The 21,105-nt window shown below is 65.9% G+C and carries 17 protein-coding genes; 10 read left to right on the top strand and 7 right to left on the bottom strand.

Features of this window, described 5'->3' with window-relative positions:
- Positions 1-7 precede the first annotated feature (7 nt).
- From CCA01S_RS06895 to CCA01S_RS06870, 6 genes are all read left to right on the top strand, one after another.
- Positions 8-955 carry an ABC transporter permease gene (locus CCA01S_RS06895; protein ID WP_066456016.1) on the top strand — a complete coding sequence of 316 codons (948 nt, stop codon included), beginning with the start codon at positions 8-10 and terminating at the stop codon, positions 953-955.
- The gene (locus CCA01S_RS06890; protein WP_066456013.1) at positions 952-1,824 is read left to right on the top strand and encodes an ABC transporter permease; all 873 of its coding nucleotides are present in this window, start codon (positions 952-954) and stop codon (positions 1,822-1,824) included. Before CCA01S_RS06895 ends, CCA01S_RS06890 begins: the two co-directional genes overlap by 4 nt.
- Positions 1,821-3,596, top strand: a complete 1,776-nt coding sequence (locus tag CCA01S_RS06885) for an ABC transporter ATP-binding protein (protein WP_198149918.1) — start codon at positions 1,821-1,823, stop codon at positions 3,594-3,596. The genes CCA01S_RS06890 and CCA01S_RS06885 overlap by 4 nt, the downstream gene beginning before the upstream one ends.
- Before the next feature lie 77 nt (positions 3,597-3,673).
- On the top strand, positions 3,674-4,585 hold the full coding sequence (locus CCA01S_RS06880) for an EamA family transporter (RefSeq protein ID WP_084386573.1): 912 nt from the start codon (positions 3,674-3,676) through the stop codon (positions 4,583-4,585).
- Positions 4,578-6,185, top strand: coding sequence for a CocE/NonD family hydrolase (locus CCA01S_RS06875; RefSeq protein WP_084386572.1), 1,608 nt, complete (start codon positions 4,578-4,580; stop codon positions 6,183-6,185). The genes CCA01S_RS06880 and CCA01S_RS06875 overlap by 8 nt, the downstream gene beginning before the upstream one ends.
- Before the next feature lie 265 nt (positions 6,186-6,450).
- Positions 6,451-7,632, top strand: coding sequence for a porin (locus CCA01S_RS06870; protein ID WP_180984156.1), 1,182 nt, complete (start codon positions 6,451-6,453; stop codon positions 7,630-7,632).
- 1 nt (position 7,633) lies between these two features.
- Here the strand turns inward: CCA01S_RS06870 and CCA01S_RS06865 are convergent, their stop codons facing one another.
- From CCA01S_RS06865 to CCA01S_RS06840, 6 genes are all read right to left on the bottom strand, one after another.
- The gene (locus tag CCA01S_RS06865; protein WP_066456001.1) at positions 7,634-8,188 is read right to left on the bottom strand and encodes a YaeQ family protein; all 555 of its coding nucleotides are present in this window, start codon (positions 8,186-8,188) and stop codon (positions 7,634-7,636) included.
- An 89-nt stretch (positions 8,189-8,277) separates the two neighbouring features.
- Positions 8,278-9,141, bottom strand: coding sequence for an aldo/keto reductase (locus CCA01S_RS06860; RefSeq protein ID WP_066455996.1), 864 nt, complete (start codon positions 9,139-9,141; stop codon positions 8,278-8,280).
- 81 nt (positions 9,142-9,222) lie between these two features.
- Positions 9,223-9,975: a TSUP family transporter gene (locus CCA01S_RS06855; RefSeq protein WP_066455994.1), complete on the bottom strand. Its 753-nt coding sequence runs from the start codon at positions 9,973-9,975 to the stop codon at positions 9,223-9,225.
- A 225-nt stretch (positions 9,976-10,200) separates the two neighbouring features.
- Positions 10,201-11,226, bottom strand: coding sequence for a DctP family TRAP transporter solute-binding subunit (locus tag CCA01S_RS06850; protein WP_066455993.1), 1,026 nt, complete (start codon positions 11,224-11,226; stop codon positions 10,201-10,203).
- A gap of 326 nt (positions 11,227-11,552) precedes the next feature.
- Entirely contained in the window at positions 11,553-12,851 is a 1,299-nt protein-coding gene (locus tag CCA01S_RS06845; RefSeq protein ID WP_066455989.1) for a TRAP transporter large permease, read from the bottom strand.
- Positions 12,848-13,369 (bottom strand): TRAP transporter small permease, encoded by a 522-nt coding sequence (locus tag CCA01S_RS06840; protein ID WP_066455986.1) that lies wholly within the window; start codon positions 13,367-13,369, stop codon positions 12,848-12,850. Before CCA01S_RS06840 ends, CCA01S_RS06845 begins: the two co-directional genes overlap by 4 nt.
- 323 nt (positions 13,370-13,692) lie before the next feature.
- Here CCA01S_RS06840 and ilvB point away from each other — a divergent pair, with 323 nt between their 5' ends.
- From ilvB to CCA01S_RS06820, 4 genes are all read left to right on the top strand, one after another.
- Positions 13,693-15,504 carry a biosynthetic-type acetolactate synthase large subunit gene (gene ilvB, locus CCA01S_RS06835; RefSeq protein ID WP_084386570.1) on the top strand — a complete coding sequence of 604 codons (1,812 nt, stop codon included), beginning with the start codon at positions 13,693-13,695 and terminating at the stop codon, positions 15,502-15,504.
- Between the two features lie 66 nt (positions 15,505-15,570).
- Positions 15,571-16,551 carry a TRAP transporter substrate-binding protein gene (locus tag CCA01S_RS06830; protein ID WP_066455983.1) on the top strand — a complete coding sequence of 327 codons (981 nt, stop codon included), beginning with the start codon at positions 15,571-15,573 and terminating at the stop codon, positions 16,549-16,551.
- A gap of 4 nt (positions 16,552-16,555) precedes the next feature.
- Positions 16,556-17,044: a TRAP transporter small permease gene (locus CCA01S_RS06825; protein ID WP_066455980.1), complete on the top strand. Its 489-nt coding sequence runs from the start codon at positions 16,556-16,558 to the stop codon at positions 17,042-17,044.
- A gap of 15 nt (positions 17,045-17,059) precedes the next feature.
- Positions 17,060-18,337 (top strand): TRAP transporter large permease, encoded by a 1,278-nt coding sequence (locus tag CCA01S_RS06820; RefSeq protein ID WP_066455979.1) that lies wholly within the window; start codon positions 17,060-17,062, stop codon positions 18,335-18,337.
- 36 nt (positions 18,338-18,373) lie between these two features.
- Here CCA01S_RS06820 and CCA01S_RS06815 read toward each other — a convergent pair whose 3' ends face one another.
- Positions 18,374-21,070 (bottom strand): DNA topoisomerase III, encoded by a 2,697-nt coding sequence (locus CCA01S_RS06815; protein ID WP_066455977.1) that lies wholly within the window; start codon positions 21,068-21,070, stop codon positions 18,374-18,376.
- Between the last annotated feature and the right edge of the window lie 35 nt (positions 21,071-21,105).

The following is a 21,105-nucleotide window of genomic DNA, read 5'->3' as shown; positions in this document are numbered from 1 at the left end:
GCGTCGCATGACTGTGCTCATCATTCGGCGGCTGCTCATCGGCGTGCTGGTGCTGCTGATCATTTCGGCCATCATCTTCCTGGCGACGCAGACCCTGCCCGGCGACGCGGCGCAGGCCATCCTGGGCCGCCAGGCAACGCCAGAGCGCCTGGCCGCGCTGCGTACCCAGCTGCATCTGGATCAGCCGGCCCTGATGCAGTACCTGTCCTGGCTGCACGGGGTCGTCACGCTCGACTTCGGCAATTCGCTCGCCAATGGCCGGGCAGTCGTCGATGTCATCGGCCCCCTGTTTCGCAACTCGGTCGTGCTGATGCTGGCCGCGGCCATCATCGGCACCCCGATCGCTCTGTTGCTGGGGGCCTGGAGCGCGCTGCAGCGCGACCGCGTGGCCGATCACGCAGTGGCCTTCTTCACGCTGGTGTTTGCCGCCGTGCCTGAATTCGTCGTCGGCATGATCCTGGTGATCGTCTTCGCAACGGGCGTGCTCAATTGGCTGCCCGCCGTCTATGTGGGCACCGGGCCGGCCTGGTCGCAGCCTTCGCAGCTGGTGCTGCCGGCCATCACACTGGCGCTGTCGGTGGGGCCGTACATCGTGCGCTCGATGCGCGCCACCATGCTGGAAGTGCTGGAGAGCCAGTACGTGCAGCAGGCGCGGCTCAAGGGGGTGCGCGAGCGCACCGTGCTGCTGCGCCACGGCCTGCCCAATGCGCTGGGGCCGGTGGTGCAGGTGGTGGCGCTGCAGCTGGCCTACATGATGGGTGGTGCCGTCGTGGTCGAGTTTCTGTTCCGCTACCCCGGCATCGGCAATGCCCTGGTGGATGCCGTGGCAAACCGGGATCTGCCGGTCATTCAATTCCTGACTCTGATCATTGCGGCCATCACGGTCGGCGTCAACTTGCTGGCTGACGTGATCGGCCTGCTCGCAAACCCGAAAGTAAGGACGGCTGGAAAATGACGACGCTCACTCAACAAAGTCGTGCCGTCCGCCGCTGCGGACTGCTCTCACAGGCGCTGTGCCAGCGCCGCACGCAGATCGGCCTGTGCATGGTGCTGCTGGTGCTGGCCGTGGTGGCCATCGGGCCGTTTGTCACGCCGTACTCATCCACGGAGTTCGTCGGCATTCCCTTCGACCCCGAGGCCGTCGGCACCTTGTTCGGCACGGACAACCTGGGGCGCGACGTTTTCAGCCGCTTTCTCGATGGCGGCCACCTGCTGCTGACCCTGTCGCTGTTGGCCACGTTTCTCGGCGTCGGACTGGGAGCGGCTCTGGGCGTGCATGCCGCCTACCGGCGGGGCTGGCCGGATGAAATCATCATGCGCGCGGGCGACATCGTCCTGGCCTTTCCCTCCATCGTGCTGGCCTTGCTGTTTCTCAGCATCCTGGGCCCGCGGATGTGGCTGCTGGTCTTGCTGGTCGGCCTGACCCACCTGCCACGGGTGGCGCGTATCGTCCGCGGTGCGGCCCTGACGGTCGTCGAGCGCGACTTCGTCAAGAGTGCCGAAGCCATCGGCATGCCGCGCTGGAAAATCCTGCTGACGGAAATCCTGCCGAATACGACGGGCACGCTGGCCGTCGAGTTCGGCCTGCGGCTGACCTATTCCATCGGCATCATTGCCGGGCTGAACTTCCTGGGCCTGGGCATCCAGCCGCCCATGGCCGACTGGGGCCTGATGATCAACGAGAACCGGGTGGGCGTGACCGCGCAGATCTGGCCGGTCTTGCTGCCGGTGCTGGCGATCGCCATTCTGACGGTCGGCACGAATCTCATCACGGACGGTGTTGCCCGGGCATCCGCCGGGATCGGGCGGGGAGTGGAATCATGAACATGACAAGCGATGTCACACTGGACGTGCGCGACCTGCGCATCACGGGTCGGCCCTCCGAGGCCGATATCGTGCGCGACGTCAGCCTTCAAGTGCGCCCGGGCGAAATCCTGGGCGTGGTCGGGGAATCCGGCTCGGGCAAGACGACGCTGGCCCTGTCGCTGCTGAATTATTGCAAGTCGGGCACGTACATCTCGGGCGGCTCCATCCTGGTGGCGGGGCAGGACATCGTGGCGGCGCGCAAGCGCGGCCTGCAGCAGTTGCGCGGCCACGTCGTCAGCTACATTCCGCAATCGCCCGCGGCGTCGCTCAACCCGGCCTTGTCGCTGCAGACGCAGCTGCTGGAGTGTCTGCCGCACGACGTCTCGCCCGCCGCCGGGGCGCAGCGGATTCGCGACGTGATGCGCGAGGTGGCACTGCCCGACGACGACGCCTTTCGCCAGCGCTATCCGCACCAGCTCTCGGGCGGGCAGCAGCAGCGCATCGCCATCGCCATGGCCTTCATCCCCAGGCCGCGCCTCATCGTGATGGACGAGCCCACCACCGGGCTGGACGTGACGACGCAGGCCACCGTCTTGCAGACGGTGCGCGAGCTTTGCCGGTCGTATCAGTGCGCCGGGGTGTACATCAGCCACGACATGGCGACGGTGGCCGACCTGGCCGATGCGATTGCCGTCATGTATTCCGGCCAGGTCGTGGAGTTCGGCCCCTTGCGCGACGTACTCACCCGGCCGCGCCATCCCTATACCCGCATGCTGCTGCAGGCCGTGCCCGACCTGCGCGCGCGCCGCCCGATGCTGGGCATCGAGGGGCACGCCCCTTCGCCCCTGTCGCGCCCGGCGGGCTGCGCGTTCGCACCACGCTGCCCCATTGCCACCGAGGCCTGCCACCGAGAGGCGCCGCCACTGGTGCCGACGGGCGAGCGCGGCTTCGTCCGCTGTCTGCATCCCCTGGTGGCCCTGCCGCCGCGCGCCGCTGGCGCGGCGCCGGTCGTCAGCCAGGGCAACGACGTGTTGCTGGACTTGCGCCGCATCCAGGGGCGCTATGGCAAGAAGGTCATTTTGCAGGACGTCAATTTGCAGCTGCGCGCTGGTGAATGCCTGGCCTTGTTGGGGGAGTCCGGCAGCGGCAAGACGACGCTGTCGCGCATTGTGGCGGGCCTGCACCATCAATTTGACGGCGAGCTGCTGTACCGGGGCGCGCCCCTGGCGCACAGCAGCTTCGATCGCAGCGCCCAGCAGCGCAGCCGGATTCAATATATTTTTCAAGATCCCTACGAATCGCTGAACCCGCGGCGCACCGTGCGCGAGCTGCTGCTGCAGCCCTTGCAGGCGCTGCGCATCGACGTGGCCGACACCGAGGCGCTGGTGGCGGAAAACCTGGAGCGCGCCGCCTTGCGCGGCGACATGGCGGGCCGCTATCCGGATCAGCTCAGCGGCGGCGAGCGCCAGCGGGTGGCCGTGGCCCGCGCCTTGATGACGAATCCCGAAATTCTGGTGTGCGATGAAATCACGTCCGCTCTGGACGTGTCCGTGCAATCGGCCCTGGTCGAACTCTTGCGCCGCCTGCAAAGCGAAAGCGGGCTGAGCCTGCTGTTCATCACGCACAATATCGCGCTGGTGCGCAATGTGGCGCAGCGCGTCGCGGTGTTGCAGCGGGGGCGGATCGTCGAACTCAGTACGGTCGAGGCGGCGTTTTCCGAAAAAGCGCACCCGTACACCAAATCGCTGGTCGAAAACACGCCCAACCTGGTCGAGGCGCTCGAAGCCTAGAAATTCTCCGCCCGGGCCGGGCGGAGGGTCGGCGTCGTGGATCGTGGCCGGGGCGGAGGAAAAGCGGAGGGCGTTGCGTGAAGGTTGCCCATTGGGCCGGGCTGGGGCTGGCTGTGCTGTCGGCGGCATCGTTTGCTACCTCGGGGGTCTTTGCCAAGGGCCTGTTCAATGCCGGGTGGTCGCCCGCCGCTGCGGCCATCTGGCGCATCACGGTGGGCGCCCTCGTCTTGTTGCCCTTTGCCGTGCGCGAGTTGCGGGGCCGCTGGTATCTGCTGCGCCGCCACGCCCTGGAAATCCTGCTGTTCGGCGTCGTGGCCGTGGTCGGCTGTCAGCTGGCGTATTACCTGGCGGTGCAGCAGCTGTCGGTGGCCGTGGCCCTGCTGCTGGAATATTGCGGCGTCGTGCTGGTGGTGGGCTGGGCCTGGCTGCGGTATGGACAGAAGCCCGGTCGCCTGACGGTCGGCGGTGCGGGGGTGGCCATGGTTGGCCTGATCCTGGTGCTGGGCATCATCGGCGGCGGCGTCGTGATCAACCCGGTCGGCGTGGGGTGGGGCTGCGTTGCCGCCTTGTGCGTCGCGGCGTATTTCGTCATTGCCGCAGGCAAGGTGGATCGCCGCCTGCCGCCCGTGGCGTTTGCCGCCAGCGGGCTGGTCGTCGGTGTCGTGGCGCTGGCGCTGGCGGGCGCGACCGGCCTGGTCGAGGTGCGCTGGGAGCGCGCCGACGTCACCTTGCTGGGTACTGCCATTCCCTGGTGGGGCGCGGTGGCCGAACTGGGTGCCATTGCCGCCGCGCTGGCCTACCTCACCGGGGTTGCCGCCGCGCAGCGGCTGGGCCCGACCATTGCCTCATTCGTCAGCCTGTCCGAGGTGCTGTTTGCCGCGCTCTGGGCCTGGCTGCTGTTGGCTGAGACGCCCGGCCCCCTGCAGCAGTTTGGCGGCCTGTTGGTGTTGGCGGGCATCGTCCTGGTGCGGTGGGGCGCCCATGAGTGAGGCAGAGGTGAGCCGAGTGCCGACGGGGCTGCCCGTTGCGCCTGCGCCGGACGTGTCGCTCGGGGTGCGGATGCGTGACGGCATTGTGCTCATGACCGACGTCTACCGGCCACGCGCCCGCAGGCGTGTGGCGGCGGTCTTGATCCGTACCCCCTATGGCCGCCAGGCGGCGGCGTCGCCCGTGCCGAAGGTCGCCGTGCGCCTGTGTGCCGCCGGGTTTGCGGTGGTCGTGCAGGACGTGCGCGGCCTGGGGCAGTCGCAAGGCCAGGCTGCGCCATTCGTGCACGAAGTCGAAGATGCCTATGACACGCTGGACTGGCTGGTTGTGCAGCCCTGGGCCAATGGCAAGGTAGCCTGCTGGGGTAACTCGTATTACGGCTTCACGGCCTGGGCCGCCGTGGCAAGCCGCCATTGGGCGGTTCGTGCGCTCGTCAGCCGGGTCAGCAGTTGCGTCCCTTGGGATTTCGCCTGCCAGGGGGGCGTGCTGCGGCTGGGCCCCATGGTCGAATGGGCGCGTACGACCTGGGGCGCGCCGGATGCGGCGGACGCGACGATCGACTGGGGCGCCCGGCCGTGGCGGCAGTTGATACACGGCAGCCGGGCGCAGAGCTTTCTGCTGCGCCAGGGCGGGCCGCCGTGGACGGCGCTGGCCGCCGCGTTGCGCGGCGTGCTGGGGGCCGTCCCGACCCTGCATTGGGTGGGCTGGTTCGACCTGTTCGCGGTGGCACAGCTGCGCCAGTGGCGCACGGCGGCTGGCGTCGGACACCAGCAGGTGCTGTATGCCACGGCAAGCGACCACATGGATGACCTCTTCGCGTTTGCCGGGCCGCAGGCCGATCATCTGGCCGACCCCCAGGCGCAGGCCCGCTGGCTGGATCGTACGCTCGATCCCGTGATCGATTTCCTGCGGGCGCATCTGGAAGGCCTGTCCACCCATTTGCCGCCAGTTTCGTGGGAGCTGACGGGCCAAGGGCCGCGTTGGGCGCCCACCTGGCCGCCCGCCACCTGCATCCCGCGGCGCTGGTATCTGGTTGCGGCGCCGGTGGGCCGCGCACATACCCTGCGCGAGCGTCCGGCGGGTGCATTCACGCGCCTGGACTGGACGCACGACCCCGGGCACCCCGTGCCAGTCGTGCAGACCGACTGGTGGCGCCCCCTCTTGAACCCCGGCGATGCGCAAAGCCTGACGGTGCGCGAGGACGTGCTCAGTTTCACCTCCGATCCACTGGCGTGCGCCGTGGATTGGGTGGGGCCCGTGGGCGTCAGGCTGGCGCTGCGTTCCACAGCGCGGGCGTGCCAGGTGGTGGTAACCCTGTGCGACGTCGGCCCCGACGGGGTCAGCCGCATTCTGCTGCAGGCGCCACGCCGGACGCTGTCCGCGTCCGGGCCGATCCACGTCTGCCTGGGCGAGATCGGCTACCGGCAGCTTGCGGGCCACTGCCTGCGTTTGCATATTGCGTCCAGCTGCTTTCCCTTGTATGCCCTGCCGTTCGATGACGAGTCGGGGCCGTGGCTGGCCACGCGGTTTTCCGCCAGTCGCCAGACCCTGGACTTGCGCCTCAGCGTTCTGACGCTGACACAAGGCTCAGCACCTTGTTGATTTGACTAAATACGACATTTATTTGTAATTTAGCGCCAATTGTCGGTTGAGTTGGGGTAATCACTGGGTATTTTCCGCTATGACTGTCGGAAATACGTATCTATATGTCGGAATCAGTCAATTCAGAAACAGGCTCCCGCCTTAGCATGGGCGCAGTGCAGTCCGTGCCGTTCAGTGGTTTCAGTGGTGTGTGTAAAGCCTGTCATGCAAAGCTGTGCCGACAGGTGGTTTGGCAATGTCATCAACCTTGGAGGAGCATTTGATCATGAAAAAAACACTATGCCTGAGCGCATGGATGGTGGGTGTGCTGGTGGCTGGTGCCGCGCAGGCCGAAACGTCGGTCACTTTGTATGGCATCATCGATTCGGGTTATGGCTATCTGGAGCATCGGCTGCAGCGGCATGACAACGACGTCCGTGTGTCTCAGTCCGGGCTGGTGGGCGGCACGCTGGCGGCCAACCGCTTTGGTCTGAAAGGGGCCGAAGACCTGGGAGGCGGCCTGCGGGCGGTGTTCACACTCGAACAGGGGTTCAGTATCGGCAGCGGGGGGTTCAGCGACGACACGCGCCAGTTCAGCCGGCAGGCGTTCGTGGGGTTGGCCAGCGATGACTGGGGCAGCGTCACGATGGGCCGTCAGTACAACGCGGGCGTGGACGTCGGCATCGTCGAGAACGGCGACGGCACCACCGGGCTGGGCATGGGGTCGATGGATCAGGCCTTTGGCGGCCCCGCCAAGAACGCCGGCACCCGGATCGACAATTCGTTCAAGTACACCTCGCCCAATTTCGCGGGGTTGACGGCCATCGTCATGTACGCCACGCCCAAGACCTCCATCGAACGCAGCGCCGGGGTCGATCAGGGCAATGAGGCCAACCGTTCCAATTTCACGTCCGCCGGCCTCAAGTACGAGCAGGGCCCCCTGGCGATCGGCCTGAGCTACGACCGCGCCAGCCGGGGCGAGGTCACGATGGGCGACTTCAACACGACGGCATTCAGCAAGTCGGCGGTCGTCAACTGGAACATCGGCGTGACCTACGATTTTGAAATCGTGAAGTTGGCGCTGGCCTATGGCCATGACCAGCACGGCAAGCTGGGCATGGGGTATTACACCAATGACTATGTCGGCGCCATCAGTGGGCGGGCGCTGAACATCGAAAACTACGAGAACTTCAAGTCCAACGATTTCCACCTGGGGGTCAGCACCCCGGTGGGCGGCGGCGTGCTGTATGCCGGGTGGAACCATTCTTCGTCCAACCTGGACGCGTCGCAGGCGGCCGGCGGCTGGGGCGATCTGGCCGGCAACATCGACACGTATCACGTCAACTACCAGTACCCGCTGTCCAAGCGCACGTACGCCTATGTCTATGCCTCGTACGGCAAAAACCTGGGCTATGTGGATGGCCTGGATGGCCGTGAGGCAGGGCTGGGCATGATGCACATGTTCTGATTCAGCGCACCGTGGCTTCGCGCAGGCAGTGCACGTCCAGGCTGACATCGCCACGGTCGCAGGACACCCAGGCGTTGCGGTCGGTGATGTTCACGCTCAGGGTCATCGAGCGTTCGGCCAGACTGGCCAGCGCCTTGCTCGCCTCGGCATCCAGGGCGTACACCTGCAGGTTGGGCGCGCGCGTCAGCTTGTCGCGCACGCCCGCCCACCAGATGTCCACCCCGCGGCCATAGGCCAGCACGACCACCTGGGTAGCGCGCCCGCAGGCCTTGAGCAGGCGGCGTTCGTCGGGCAGGCCCACTTCCACCCATTGCTGTACGGCGCCGGTGAGATCCAGGTTCCAGAGGTCGGGCTCGTCGGTGTCGCTCAGGCCGCGCGTGAACACCAGCCGCTCGTCGGCCTCGACCCAGAGCGCATAGGCCAGCAGACGCACCATCAGGCGCTCGTCCGTCTCGGACGGATGCCGCGCCAGCGTGACGGCATGGCTGCCGTAATAGCCGCGGTCATTGTCGGCCACGTTGATTTCTGCTTTGTAAATGGTGGCGCGCAAGGCCATGGCGAATCCTGAACAATCGGCCCCAGGCCGCAAGCCCGCAGTCTACCGCGAATGCTCGGCTGCTCGCCGGGGCGCTTGGCAGTGTGCAACTACACCGCCTGCTTTCCCAGGGTCTCGAACTCGTGATCGGACAGCCGCACCTGGGCTGCCGCCACGTTTTGCGCCAGGTGCTCGGGACTGCTGGTGCCTGGAATCGGCAGCATCACGGGTGAGCGCTTCAGCAGCCAGGCCAATGCGATGGCGCTGGGCGTCACGCCGTGGGCTTGCGCGATGGTGTCCAGAACCGAGCCCGGATGCGCCAGCTTGCCCGCGTTGAGCGGATACCAGGGGATGAAGCCGATGCCGTGCTGCGTGCAGTAATCCAGCACCGCCTCGCTCTTGCGCTCGCCCAGGTTGTATTGGTTTTGCACCGTGGCCACCGGAAAATACCGTTGCGCCTCTTCGATGTCCGCCGGGCGCACTTCGCTCAGGCCCACGTGGCGGATGAGCCCTTCTTGGCGCATGTCGGCGATCACCTGCAGCTGCGCCTGGCGCGCGTCGCCGTGATCCAGCCGGTGCAGCTGCCAGAGATCGATGCGTTCGACGCCCAGACGACGCAGGCTCAGCAGCACACACTGGCGCAAGTAACCGGGGTCGGCCAGCGGCACCCATTTATCGGGCCCGTGGCGCAGCAGCCCGCCCTTGGTGGCGACCAGCATGCCGGGATAGGGATGCAAGGCCTCGCGGATCAGGTCTTCGCTGACGAACGGCCCATAGCTGTCGGCGGTGTCGATGAAGTTGACCCCCAGCTCGGGCAGCCGCCGCAAGGTGGCCAGCGCCGCCCGCCGGTCTTTGGGGTCGCCCCAGATGCCTGGGCCGGTGATGCGCATGGCCCCATAGGCCAGCCGGTGGACAGGGATGTCGCCGCCGATCAGAAACGTGCCGGAAGCCGCGGCGTTGGGTGTTTGAGTCATGGAGAGCCTCTTGTGAATACGCGCCAATCGAATTCATTCTACGCGCCCGGTCTTCGCCCGGTTGGGTGAGTGATCGTCACGTCAAGGCGTCATCAGCATCTTCACCGAAATCACGATGGCCATGATCACCATCAGCACCCGGATGAGCTGCTGGCCGCGCTTGACCACCAGGCGCGCGCCGATCGTGCCGCCCACCCACTGGCCTGCCAGCATGGGCAGTCCGTAGGCCCAGATGATGTTGCCGTGCAGCGCGAAAAAGATCAGCGCCGCCAAGTTGCTGCACAGGTTCAGCAGCTTGGCGTGCGCCGTCGCCTTCACCAGGTTCATGCCCAGCAGCGTCACGCACGAAATCGCCAGAAACGTGCCCACGCCCGGCCCGAAGAAGCCGTCGTAAAAGCCCAGCAGCGGCGCCAGCGTGGCCGCGTACACCGCCATCGTCAGGCGCTCTTTATGATCTTCGGCACCCACCTTGGGCGACAGCAGAAAGTACAGCGCGAAACCGATCAGCAGGATGGGAATCACCTGCTTGAGCAGGCTGCTGTCGATGCGCGTGAGCGCGATGCCGCCTGCCAGCGAGCCCAGAAACGTGCCCAGCATCATCCAGCGGCTGTGCTTCAGGTTGATTTGCCGGATGCGCAAAAAGTGCAGCGTTGCCGCGGCCGATCCGGCAATCCCGCCCACCTTGTTGGTCGCAATCGCCTGCCCTGGCGGCAGGCCCACCGCCAGCAGCGTGGGAATCGTGATCAGCCCGCCGCCGCCCGCAATGGCATCGATCGTGCCCGCAATGATGGCCACGAAAAACAGCAGAACGACAACTTGAAAGGTGATTTCCATGAGTGGGGCATCAGGCAGCGCTAACCGGCTGCCATCATACGCGCGTACGCCTCACCATCGATGCCAGTCGGGGTCGCCCGCCGAACCCCGGGCGGCACAAATCGGATGGAGGCGATGTGTCTCGGCTTGCCTGCTTGGCAGGCCTGCCCCGGCGACAGCGCCGCCAAGAATGCCCTGGCGGCGCTGCTCAGCCAAGAAGGCACTGAACGCAGTGCCGATGGCGAATTACCGCTTGGCGATGTCCGCCTGCGCTTGCTTCACCAGATCGGGCCCGATCTGCTTGGCCCACTTGTCGAACACCGGCTGCGTCACCTTGGCGAACGCCGCGATCTGATCCGGCGACAGCACCGTCACCGTCACCCCGTGACCCTCGATTTCCTTGAGCAGCGAATCGTCCGTGTTCGTCACCCCCTTGCGCGCGATCACCGTCTCGCGCTGCCCGGCCTCGATGGCCGCTTCGCGCACGATCTTCTGATCGTCCGCCGACCACGAGGCCCAGACGTCCTTGTTCACCACGAAAATCAGCGGATCGGCCACGTAATTCCACAGGCTCAGGTACTTTTGCCCCACGTCATACAGCTTGGCCCCGGCGTAGATCGACAGCGGATTTTCCTGCCCGTCCACCGCGCCGCTGGCCAGCGCCGGCTGCGCATCGGCCCAGCTCATCTGCGTGGGGTTGGCCCCCAGTGCCGTGAACGTATCGATGTACAGCGGCGAACCCACCACGCGCAGCTTCATGCCCTTGATGTCTTCGGGCGCCTTGACCTCGCGCACCGAGTTCGACAGCTGGCGGTAGCCGTTCTCACCCCAGGCGAGCGGCACCACGCCTTTCTTGCCCAGGATGCCGAACAGCTGCTTGCCCACCTCGCCGTGCGTCAGCGCGTCGATGGCCGGGTAATCCGGCATCAGGAAGGGCAGCGAGAACAGGTTCAGCTCTTTCACCTGCGGCGACCAGTTGATGGTCGAACCCACCGCCATGTCGATCACCCCCTGGCGGATAGCCGTGAATTCGCGCGTCTGGTCGCCCTGCACCAGCGACGTGCCCGGGTACACCTTGATGTTGATGCGCCCGTTGGTGCGCTCGCGCACCAGATCGGACCAGATCACCGCCCCCTGGCCCCAGGGGAAATTGGTGCCGACCACGATCGACAGTTTGTATTCGGACTTGTAATTGGCCGCCTGGGCGGGCAGCGTCGTCGCCAGCGCCGTCAAAGCCAGCGCCGCCGCGCCGATATATCGTTTCAAATACATGGGTCAGTCTCCTCTGTGAAAATTTTAATCATCATCAAAACGTGCTCCTGCTGACGCCCGGCACCCAGCACCCAGCATTCAGTAGCCAGCATTCAGTAGCCAGCATTCAGTAGCCAAGCAAAAGGAGTTTCAGTGCCCCGCACCTCGTCAGCCAGGGTGTTCAGGGGCTTGGGGGCACTGTTGGAGCCCACCCCCACACCGTCGGCGCAGCCGCAAACATGCGACCCTGTGCCCCCAAGCCCCTGAGCACCCTGGCGAGGTATCCCTAAAGAACCCCCCCGAACTCCCTCCTGGTGAGGTATCCCTAAAGAACACCCTTCAACAACTCAATACCCCAAATAATGCGGCAACCACAGCGCAATCTGTGGAAACAGCACCACCAGCACCAGCGTGCACAGCATGCCGGCCACCAGCCACAGCACCCAGGGCACCGTGCTTTCCATGGGGATCTGCGCGATCTTGCTCGACACCATCAGGTTCACCGCCACCGGCGGCGTGAACTGCCCCACCGCCACCATGAGCGTGAGCACCACCCCCAGCCAGACCATGTCCCAGTGAAAGGCCAGGGCCACCGGCTGGATGAGCGGCACGAAAATGAGAAATATCGAGATGCCGTCCAGAAACATGCCCGCCACGATCAGCAGCAGGATGAGCAACGTCATCACCCCGTATTCTCCCAGGCCCGCGTTGACGATGGCGTGGGTGATGGGGTCGATGATGGACAGCGTGGACAGCGACCAGGCGAAAATGCCCGCCAGCGTCACGATCAGCATGATGACCGCCGAGAGCTCGCCCGCTTCGCGAAAGATGGGGAACAGGTCGCGCCAGCGCATGGTGCGGTGCACGAATATGCCGATGAACAGCCCGTAGAACACCGCCACCACGGCGGCCTCGGTGGGCGTGAAATAGCCCATACGCATGCCGCCCAGGATGATGACCGGCGCGGCCAGCCCGGGGATGGCCTCGAACAGGCTGCGCCAGAAGGGCGGGCGCGGCTCTTTGCGTGATTCGGCGCCCATGTTGTGGCGCCGGGCCAGCCAGACCGCGGGGATGATGAGCCCGATGCCGGCCAGGATGCCCGGCAGCATGCCGGCGGCAAACAGCGCGGGCACCGAGGCCTCGGGCACGAGGATCGAATACACGATCATGGCGATGGATGGCGGGATGAGAATGTCGGTGGCCGCCCCGGCGGCCACCACGCTGGCCGAATAGGCGCGCGGGTAGCCCGCGCGGTTCATGGCGCCGATCATGATGGCGCCCACGGCGGCGGCGCAGGCCGGCCCCGAGCCCGAGATGCCGCCCAGGAACATGGCCACGCTGATGGCCACCACGGCCAGCATGCCGGGGCCGTTGCCGGTGATGGATTGCGCCAGGCGCACCAGCTTGGCCGCCACCCCCGAGCGGTCGAAGATCGAGCCCACCAGCACGAACATGGGGATGGCCAAAAGCGGATACTTGGCCAGTCCGGCGTAGAAGCTTTGCGACACGGCCATGAGGCCGAACCAGTGGGTATCGGGGTTGGCCAGGGCAATGGCCAGCGTGCCGGCCGCGCCCAGGGCTACGCCCACGGGCACGCCCACCACCATGAGCACGACGAACAGGCCAAACAGCAGCGAGGGGATCATGGCCGTTGCCTCCAGCAGCGCGCCACCATGCCGCCCAGGCGCAGCGTGATCACCGCCGAGAGGACGGGCAGCCACATCGAATACCACCAGGTGGGAATGCCGATGGCGGGCGAGGTGTCGCCCCAGTTGTATTCATCCAGCGCCATGCGCGCCAGCAGCACCGTGAGCCCGGCGAAAAACAGCAGGCAGACACCGTCTGAGATCAGGGCAAAGCGGCGCTGGCGCGCGCGCGTGCCGCCGTCGGCCAGCATTTCGATGCGGATGTGCAGCCGCCGCACGAAGGCCGACGAGCCCGCCCCCAGGGTGAGCACCACCAGCAGGAAGATGGAGATTTCTTCCGTCCAGGCGAAGGATTCGGCGGTGAGGTAGCGCACGATGACGTTGGCCAGCGTGATGCAGGCAAGGGCCGCCAGGCTGAGGACGGTCAGCCAGTCTTCAAAGCGCAGCGACACGCGCAGGGCGGGGTCGGGGGGTGGGTCGAGCAGGGGGACGGGGTCGGGTGCGTGATCGTCAGGCATGAACAGAGGCGGCAATCAAAGACGGAAAACCGGTGTCGTTGAAAAATATTTGCAAACAGAAACGCCATCCTACAGCACAATGATGCTTTTGCCAGCCGGGGATATCCCGTGGCGGTGTAGGGGCATTGGCCTGGACAGACACCGTGGCCCCAGGCCGGGCGGCGGGGGGCACAGCGGCGATCAGTGCGGTGACAGGCCGTGCGGCAGCTGGCAAGGTTGCCTGGGAAAAGGGATACACTGATTCGTTCATGTATGAATTTTTCCGTGCCGCCGTTGTCCGTGCCGCAGGCCGCGCCTGTGCGGCGCCTCGCGGGGCACGGCCCATGTTCAATCTTTCGTCCCAGGTTCCGCTCGTGAATGCCCTCGCTCCCGCGCCTTTGCGCGCCGCTTCTTCCTCCGCCAATCCCGCTGGCCGCAACGGCGCGCAGATTCTGCTCGATACCCTGATTGCGCTGGGGGTGGACACCGTCTTCGGCTATCCCGGCGGTGCCGTGCTGCCGCTGTACGACGCCCTGTATGCCGAGCCGCGCATCCGCCACATCCTGGTGCGCCACGAACAGGCGGCCATGCACGCCGCCGAAGGCTACGCGCGCACCACCGGCAAACCGGGCGTGGTCTTCGTCACCTCGGGCCCGGGCATGTCCAACACCACCACCGGACTGCTCGACGCCCTGTGCGACTCCATCCCCGTGCTGTGCATCAGCGGCCAGGTGGCCACCGGCGCCATCGGCACCGATGCCTTCCAAGAGTGCGATGCCGTGGGCATTTCGCGCCCGGTCACCAAATGGAACGCCCAGGTGCGCCGCGTCGAAGACATCGCTGAACTCACCGCCAAGGCCGTGCGCCTCACCCGGGCCGGGCGTCCGGGGCCGGTACTGCTCGATTTCCCCAAAGACCTGCAGATCGCCCTGGTGCCGCCCGAGCACGCCACGCCTGCCGCCGAGCCCCCCGAGGGCGGTGTCGAAACCCTGCCGCCCGCCACCGAAGCGGCCATCAAGCGTGCCGCCGCGCTCATCGCCAAGGCGCGCCGCCCGGTGTTCTATGGCGGGGGCGGCCTCATCAACTCGGGGGTGGACGCCTGCCACGCGTTTCGCTCGCTGGTGCAGGCCAGCGGGGCGCCCTGCACCCTCACGCTCATGGGCCTGGGCGCCTACCCGGCGGCGGATGCGCAGTTTCTCGGCATGCTGGGCATGCACGGCACCCTGCAGGCCAACCTGGCCATGCACCACGCCGACCTCATCATCTGCGTGGGCGCGCGCTTCGACGACCGCATCACCGGGCGCCTGTCCGACTTCTGCCCGCATGCCGAAAAAATCCACCTGGACATCGACCCCGCTTCCATCAACAAGGTGGTGCGCGCCGACGTGGCGCTGGTGGGCGACTGCTATCCGCTGCTGCGCGCCTTGCACAAAGAACTGAACCAGTATTCACTCGAAGCGGGCCGTCTCGACGAATGGTGGCAGCGCATCGGCGTGTGGCAGGCCAAAGAATGCCTCAAGGTGGAACCCTCTGACGAGGTCATCCTGCCGCAAGACCTGATGCAGCGCGTCAACCGCCTGATCGCCGGGCGCGACGCCATCGTCGCCACCGACGTGGGCCAGCACCAGATGTGGGCTGCGCAGTACATCCAGCGCGACCACCCCAACCGCTGGCTGACCTCGGGCGGGGCGGGCACCATGGGCTACGGCCTGCCCGCGGCCATTGGCGCCCAGGTGGCGCACGCCGACAAGACCGTGGTGTGCATCAGCGGTGACGCCTCGGTGCTCATGAACATCCAGGAACTGGCGACCGCCATGCAGCACCATGCGCCGGTCAAGGTGGTGCTGTGCAACAACGGCCACATGGGCATGGTGCGCCAGTGGCAGGAACTCATCCACGAGGGGCGCTACAGCCACAGCTACAACGCGTCCATCCCCGATTTCGTCGCCCTGGCCAAGGCCTTCGGCTGGGGGGCGGCGCGCGTCGAGCACCCGCGCGACCTCGACGCGGCCCTGGCCGATTGCCTGGCGCACGACGGGCCCTACTTTCTGGACGTGGCCGTGGTGCCGCTGCAAAACTGTTTTCCCATGATGCCGGCGGGCTATGGCCATCAGCAGGTGATGCTGTCCGAAGACACCTGGTACGTCGAAGAATAAGCCGCCGCGCGGGCGCCTTGCAGCCATTGATTCCATTATTATTCGTTTAGTTTCAGGGAGACATTCATGTATCAGAGGAAGAAATTGCTGGGCTGGCTGGCCGCCGCCGCGCTGGCCGGGCTTACCGCCGCCACGCCGGTGCTGGCCCAGACCACGCTCAAGATGGCCTATGCGCTGTCCGAAAATTCGCACTACGGCGCCGGGGCCGCGGCCTTTGCCAAGACGCTCGAAGCCAGCACGCCCGACTTCAAAATCCAGCAGTTCCCCAACAGCCAGCTGGGCGGTGAACGCGAAGTCATCGAAGGCCTGCAGCTGGGCACCATCGACATGGCGCTCGTGTCCACGGGGGCCACGCTCAACTTCGTGCCGCAAACCGGCGTGTTCGACATCCCCTTCCTGTTCCGCGACCTGGCCCAGGCGCGCAAGGTGATGGACGGCAAGATCGGCCAGGACATGCTGGCCGAGTTTCCCAAGCGTGGCCTGATCGCGCTCGCCTGGGGCGAGCAGGGCTTTCGCCACCTCACCAACAACGTGCGCCCGGTCAAAGAGCCCGCCGATATCAAGGGCCTGAAAATCCGCACGACCGAAAATCCCATCCACATTGCCGCCTTCCGGCAGCTGGGCGTGCTGGCCACGCCCATGGCCTGGCCCGAAGTCGCCACCGCCTTGCAGCAGGGCACCATCGACGGCCAGGAAAACCCCCTGTCGGTGATCGTCTCGGTGAAGATGTGGCAGCTGCAAAAGTACCTGTCGCTCACCGCGCACGTGTATGCGCCGGCGCTGGTGCTCATGTCACCTTCCGTGTATGACGGCCTGTCCGACGCCGACAAGGCCAAGTTCAAGGCTGCCGCCGTGGCCGCAGCCCAGGGCATGCGCCAGTACGTCGATCAGGTCGAAAAAGACGGCCTCGAAACCCTCAAGGCCCATGGCATGCAGATCAATACGGTCGATCACGCTGCCTTCGTGAAGGCGGTCGAGCCGGTCTACCCGCAGTACTACAAGCAGTTCGGTAAAGAACTGGTCGAATCCATCCGCAACACGCAGTAAATCCATGCGCGCCTTCGGTCTCATCGATCGCAGCCTCTCCCGCCTGGTGTCCTGGGTGGCGCAGGCCCTGATGTGGTCCGCCGTGGCGGCGGGCTTCTATCAGGTGCTGGCGCGCTTCATCCTGGCTTCCCCCTCGGCCTGGTCCGAGGCGTGGACGCGCGCGGCCATCATCTGGGCCGTCATGCTGGGCATGGCCCTGGCCTTTCGCCAGGGCGCCATGCTGGGCGTCGATCTGCTGCACAACCTGCTGGCACCGCGCAAGGCGCGGCTGCTCGAACACCTCGTGCTGCTCATCGTGGTGGGCTTCCTGGGCTTTCTCGTCTGGATCGGCGCCGACATGAGCTGGCGTGTGCGCTTTCAAAGCACGCCCAGCCTGGGGGTGTCCATCTCCTGGATCTACCTCTCCATTCCCACGGGGGCCTTGCTGGCGCTGTTTGGCGCGCTGGCCTATTGGGCCGAAGGCCCGCGCCGCCTCCACATTGAAACCGTCTGACCGGAACCCCTGACCATGTCGCAACTGATGGTCGTCTCCATGCTGCTGTTTTTCGGCCTCACCGTGCCGGTCGCCGTGTCCATTGGGCTGGCCGCCATGGTAGGGGTGGGCTTCGACGGGCACATGACCTGGCTCGTCATCGCCCAGCAGCTGTATGCCGCACTCGACAAATATCCGCTGGTGGCCGTGCCCTTCTTCATCCTGGCGGGCAACCTCATGGAAGAAGGCGGCATCTCCGAGCGCATGGTCGAATTCGCCAAAAGCGTGGTGGGCGGCGTGCAAGGCGGCCTGGCCTGCAGCTGCGTGCTCACCTGCATGATCTTCGCCGCCGTGGCGGGCTCCAGCGTGGCCACCACCTTTGCCGTGGGGGCCATCCTCATCCCCGTCATGGTCAAACACGGCTACCCGGCGCCCTTTGCCGCTTCTTTGCAGGCGTCCGCCGCCGAACTGGGCGTCATCATCCCGCCGTCCATTCCCATGATTCTGTACGCGGTGTCCACCGACACCTCGGTGGGCGAGGTGTTCATTTCCGGCATCGGGCCGGGCCTGCTCATCGTGCTGGCGCTCATGCTGTACGTCTGGCTGTATGCGCGGCGCAACGGCCTGGGCACGCACGACGGTGAAAACCGCCTGCCGGTGTGGACGTCCTTCAAGAAGGCCTGGTGGGCCTTGCTCATGCCGGTCATCATCCTGGGCGGCATCTACGGCGGCATCTTTACGCCCACCGAGGCCTCGGCGGTGGCCGTGGTCTATGCCCTGTTCGTGGGCATCTTCATCTACCGGCGCCTGTCGTTCGCCACGTTGGGGCGCACGTTCCACCGTTCGGTGGTGTCTACCGCCATCATCATGTTCATCATCGCCAATGCGGGGGTGTTCGGCTTCCTGCTCAACCGCGCCGGGGTGCCCATGATGCTGGGCGAGTGGCTGGGGCACTTGTTCAGCAGTGAAATCACCTTCCTGCTGGGGGTGAACGTGGCGCTCTTTTTCATCGGCATGTTCATTGAAACCTCGGCCTCCATCGTGGTGCTGGCGCCGCTGCTGTTGCCCGTGGCCACGCAGTTCGGGGTCGATCCCGCCCATTTTGGCGTGGTGATGGTGGTCAACCTGGCGCTGGGCATGGTGACGCCACCCTTTGGCGTGAACCTGTTTGCCGCCTGCACGGTGGCCAAGGTGCCCATCGAAAAACTCATCCGCCCACTGCTGCCCTTCGTGGGCGTGGTGCTGCTGTGTCTGATGGCCATCACCTACTGGCCAGGCTTGTCGCTGTATTTCCGCGATCTCGTCTATCAATGAGGCGCCAGCGGGGCGCCCCGCTGGCTTGGCCGCGCCTCAGAATGCCGGGCCGTCGTCCTCTTGGGTGACGGCCTTTTTGCTGGTCGTGGCTTTCTTGACCGCCGGTTTGCGGGCCGCAGGGGCGCGCGTCGCCGGTTTGGCGGTGGCCTTGCCCGCGGCCCCGCTGGCCGCAGCCTTGGCTGTGCCGGCTTTGGCGCTTGCGCCCGTCGCCTTTGCGGTGCTTGCCGTGGTCTTGGCCGCCGCCCCCGTCTTGGCCGCCGCGCCCTTGGCCCCAGGCTTGGGGGCCCGCGCCTCGAATTCGAAGCCGATCTTGCCGTCTTTCTGGCGCACCAGATAGGCCTTGAACTTGCGGTTGGTGCGGCTGGACACGAAGCCGTCGAAGAGCTTGGTCTTGCCGGTGGCCAGCAGCTGCGTCATCTGCTCGGCGGGGATTTCCTGCTGCAGGATGACCTTGCCGCTGCGGAAGTCGCAGGTTTTGTTGGGGCCCGTGGCATGCTCGCAGAGGTAGTTCATGCCGTGCTCGTAGACCTTGCCGCCACACTTGGGGCAGTCCCCCAGCGGCGTCTGGCCCGAGAAATCGACCGCTTCGGCGTCTTCGTCGTCCTTCTGGCCAAAGTCGAATTCAAGCTTGAACTCGTCGGTGATGCGCAGCACGGCGGCAAAGGGGCGCCCCATCTTGCTGATGAAGCCCGTGAGCGGCCCGATTTCGCGCTTTTGCAGCAGTTCTTCGACCTCGGGCACCTCGAAGGTGCGTCCGCCCGGGTGCTTGCCGATGGAAAAATCGCAGTTCGTGCAGGCGTAACGGCGGTAGTTTTCCTTGACCACGGCGCCGCACTTGGGGCAGGGCGTCTGCAAAGTGGCGTAGTCGCCGGGCACCGTGTCGCGCTCGTATTCTTTGGCGCGCTTGACGATGATCTGCGTCATCTGCGCGATTTCGCGCATGAACGACGCGCGATCCAGCTGGCGTTGTTCGATGAGCTTGAGCTGGTGCTCCCATTCGCCGGTCAGTTCGGGCGAGGTGAGTTCGTTGACCCCCAGGCCCGCAAGCAGCGTCATCAGCTGGCGCGCCTTGGCGCTGGGGATGAGGTCGCGCCCTTCGCGGCGCAGATAGGTTTCGTTGATCAGGCCTTCGATGATGGCCGCGCGCGTGGCCGGGGTGCCCAGGCCGCGCTCGGACATGGCTTCGCGCAGGGCCTCGTCGTCCACCAGCTTGCCCGCGCCCTCCATGGCCGACAGCAGCGTGGCTTCGTTGAAGCGGGCGGGCGGCTTGGTGACCAGCCCGCGTGCTTCGATGTCTTCGGTGCGCACGGGTTCGCCGTCGGCCACCGCCACCAGCGAACCCTCGGCGCCTTGCGCTTCGCGGCCATAGATGGCCAGCCAGCCGGGCGCAACCAGCACCTTGCCTTCGGTCTTGAACGAATGGCCCGAGACTTGGGTGATGCGCGTGGTGACGCGGAACTCGGCTGCCGGGAAAAACACCGCCAGGAAGCGTCGGGTGATGAGTTCGTAGATCTTGAACTCGGCATCGGAGAGTTCGCGCGGCACCTGCAGGGTGGGGATGATGGCAAAGTGGTCGGAGACCTTTTTGTCGTCGAAAATGCGCCGGTTGGGCTTGACCCAGCCATGCTCGACCACCTGGGTGGCAAAGGGCTGGGTAGAACGCGTGACGCCCGACTCGCTGTGCGAGAGCACCTGCATGGTCTGCTGCACGGTGCTGACGTAGTCTTGCGGCAGGTAGCGTGAATCGGTACGCGGGTAGGTCAGGGCCTTGTGGCGTTCGTACAGGGTTTGCGCCAGCGACAGCGTGGTCTTGGCCGAAAAACCGAAGCGCGAGTTGGCTTCGCGCTGCAGCGAGGTCAGGTCGAACAGTGCGGGCGAGAGCTGGGTGGTGGGCTTGGATTCTTCCGTCACCGTGCCGGTTTCGCCGCGACAGGCCGCCACGATGCTTTGCGCGGCGCTGGCCGACCACAGGCGCGAGTCGCGGGCGTCGGGGTCTTGCTCGTTTTTCTTGAACTGCGGGTCGAACCAGCGGCCTTCGTACAGCCCGGCGGCGGCCACGAAGGTGGCGTGGACTTCCCAGTAGTCGCGCGGCACGAACTGACGGATGCGGTCTTCGCGCTCCATCACGATGGCCAGGGTGGGGGTCTGCACGCGGCCCACCGGGGTCTTGAAAAAGCCGCCGTCCTTGCTGTTGAACGCGGTCATGGCGCGCGTGCCGTTGATGCCCACCAGCCAGTCGGCTTCGGCGCGCGAGCGGGCGGCGGCTTCGAGCGGCTTCATGGTTTCGTCGTCGCGCAGGTTGGCGAAGGCCTCGCGGATGGCGGCCTGCGTCATCGAGCGCAGCCACAGGCGCTGGATGGGTTTTTTCACCCCCGCGTACTGCACGATGTAGCGGAAGATGAGCTCGCCCTCGCGCCCCGCGTCGCAGGCGTTGATGACGGCGCCCACGTCTTTGCGTTTGAGCAGCTTGACCAGCAGTTTCAGGCGTTCGGCCGAGCGCTTGTCGGTGGGCCCCAGCTCGAACTGGGGCGGGATGACGGGCAGCTGCGCAAAACTCCACTTGCCGCGCACCGGGTCGTTGGGCGCCACGAGGCTGAGCAGGTGCCCAACGCTGGAGGACAGCACGAACTGCTCGCTTTCAAAGTAGTCGCCTTCGCGGGTAAACCCCCCCAGGGCGCGGGAGATGTCCAGAGCGACCGACGGCTTTTCAGCAATAATCAGAGTTTTAGTCATGTGGTTCCATGGGTGGCCGTTGTGCGACCACAATA

Origin of the sequence: Castellaniella caeni NBRC 101664 (assembly GCF_001592225.1) — a bacterium.
Taxonomy (GTDB): Bacteria; Pseudomonadota; Gammaproteobacteria; order Burkholderiales; family Burkholderiaceae_B; genus Castellaniella; species Castellaniella caeni.
The sequence above is the reverse complement of the archived record's forward strand: the minus strand, read 5'-3'. Positions and strand labels throughout refer to the sequence as shown.

Coding starts and splice junctions, on each gene's coding strand:
- ilvB (WP_084386570.1), top strand. CDS start 13,693: ATGTTCAATCTTTCGTCCCAGGTTCCGCTCGTGAATGCCCTCGCTCCC.
- CCA01S_RS06855 (WP_066455994.1), bottom strand. CDS start 9,975: ATGGAAATCACCTTTCAAGTTGTCGTTCTGCTGTTTTTCGTGGCCATC.
- CCA01S_RS06895 (WP_066456016.1), top strand. CDS start 8: ATGACTGTGCTCATCATTCGGCGGCTGCTCATCGGCGTGCTGGTGCTG.
- CCA01S_RS06830 (WP_066455983.1), top strand. CDS start 15,571: ATGTATCAGAGGAAGAAATTGCTGGGCTGGCTGGCCGCCGCCGCGCTG.
- CCA01S_RS06890 (WP_066456013.1), top strand. CDS start 952: ATGACGACGCTCACTCAACAAAGTCGTGCCGTCCGCCGCTGCGGACTG.
- CCA01S_RS06845 (WP_066455989.1), bottom strand. CDS start 12,851: ATGATCCCCTCGCTGCTGTTTGGCCTGTTCGTCGTGCTCATGGTGGTG.
- CCA01S_RS06815 (WP_066455977.1), bottom strand. CDS start 21,070: ATGACTAAAACTCTGATTATTGCTGAAAAGCCGTCGGTCGCTCTGGAC.
- CCA01S_RS06860 (WP_066455996.1), bottom strand. CDS start 9,141: ATGACTCAAACACCCAACGCCGCGGCTTCCGGCACGTTTCTGATCGGC.
- CCA01S_RS06875 (WP_084386572.1), top strand. CDS start 4,578: ATGAGTGAGGCAGAGGTGAGCCGAGTGCCGACGGGGCTGCCCGTTGCG.
- CCA01S_RS06850 (WP_066455993.1), bottom strand. CDS start 11,226: ATGTATTTGAAACGATATATCGGCGCGGCGGCGCTGGCTTTGACGGCG.
- CCA01S_RS06870 (WP_180984156.1), top strand. CDS start 6,451: ATGAAAAAAACACTATGCCTGAGCGCATGGATGGTGGGTGTGCTGGTG.
- CCA01S_RS06885 (WP_198149918.1), top strand. CDS start 1,821: ATGAACATGACAAGCGATGTCACACTGGACGTGCGCGACCTGCGCATC.
- CCA01S_RS06825 (WP_066455980.1), top strand. CDS start 16,556: ATGCGCGCCTTCGGTCTCATCGATCGCAGCCTCTCCCGCCTGGTGTCC.
- CCA01S_RS06865 (WP_066456001.1), bottom strand. CDS start 8,188: ATGGCCTTGCGCGCCACCATTTACAAAGCAGAAATCAACGTGGCCGAC.
- CCA01S_RS06820 (WP_066455979.1), top strand. CDS start 17,060: ATGTCGCAACTGATGGTCGTCTCCATGCTGCTGTTTTTCGGCCTCACC.
- CCA01S_RS06840 (WP_066455986.1), bottom strand. CDS start 13,369: ATGCCTGACGATCACGCACCCGACCCCGTCCCCCTGCTCGACCCACCC.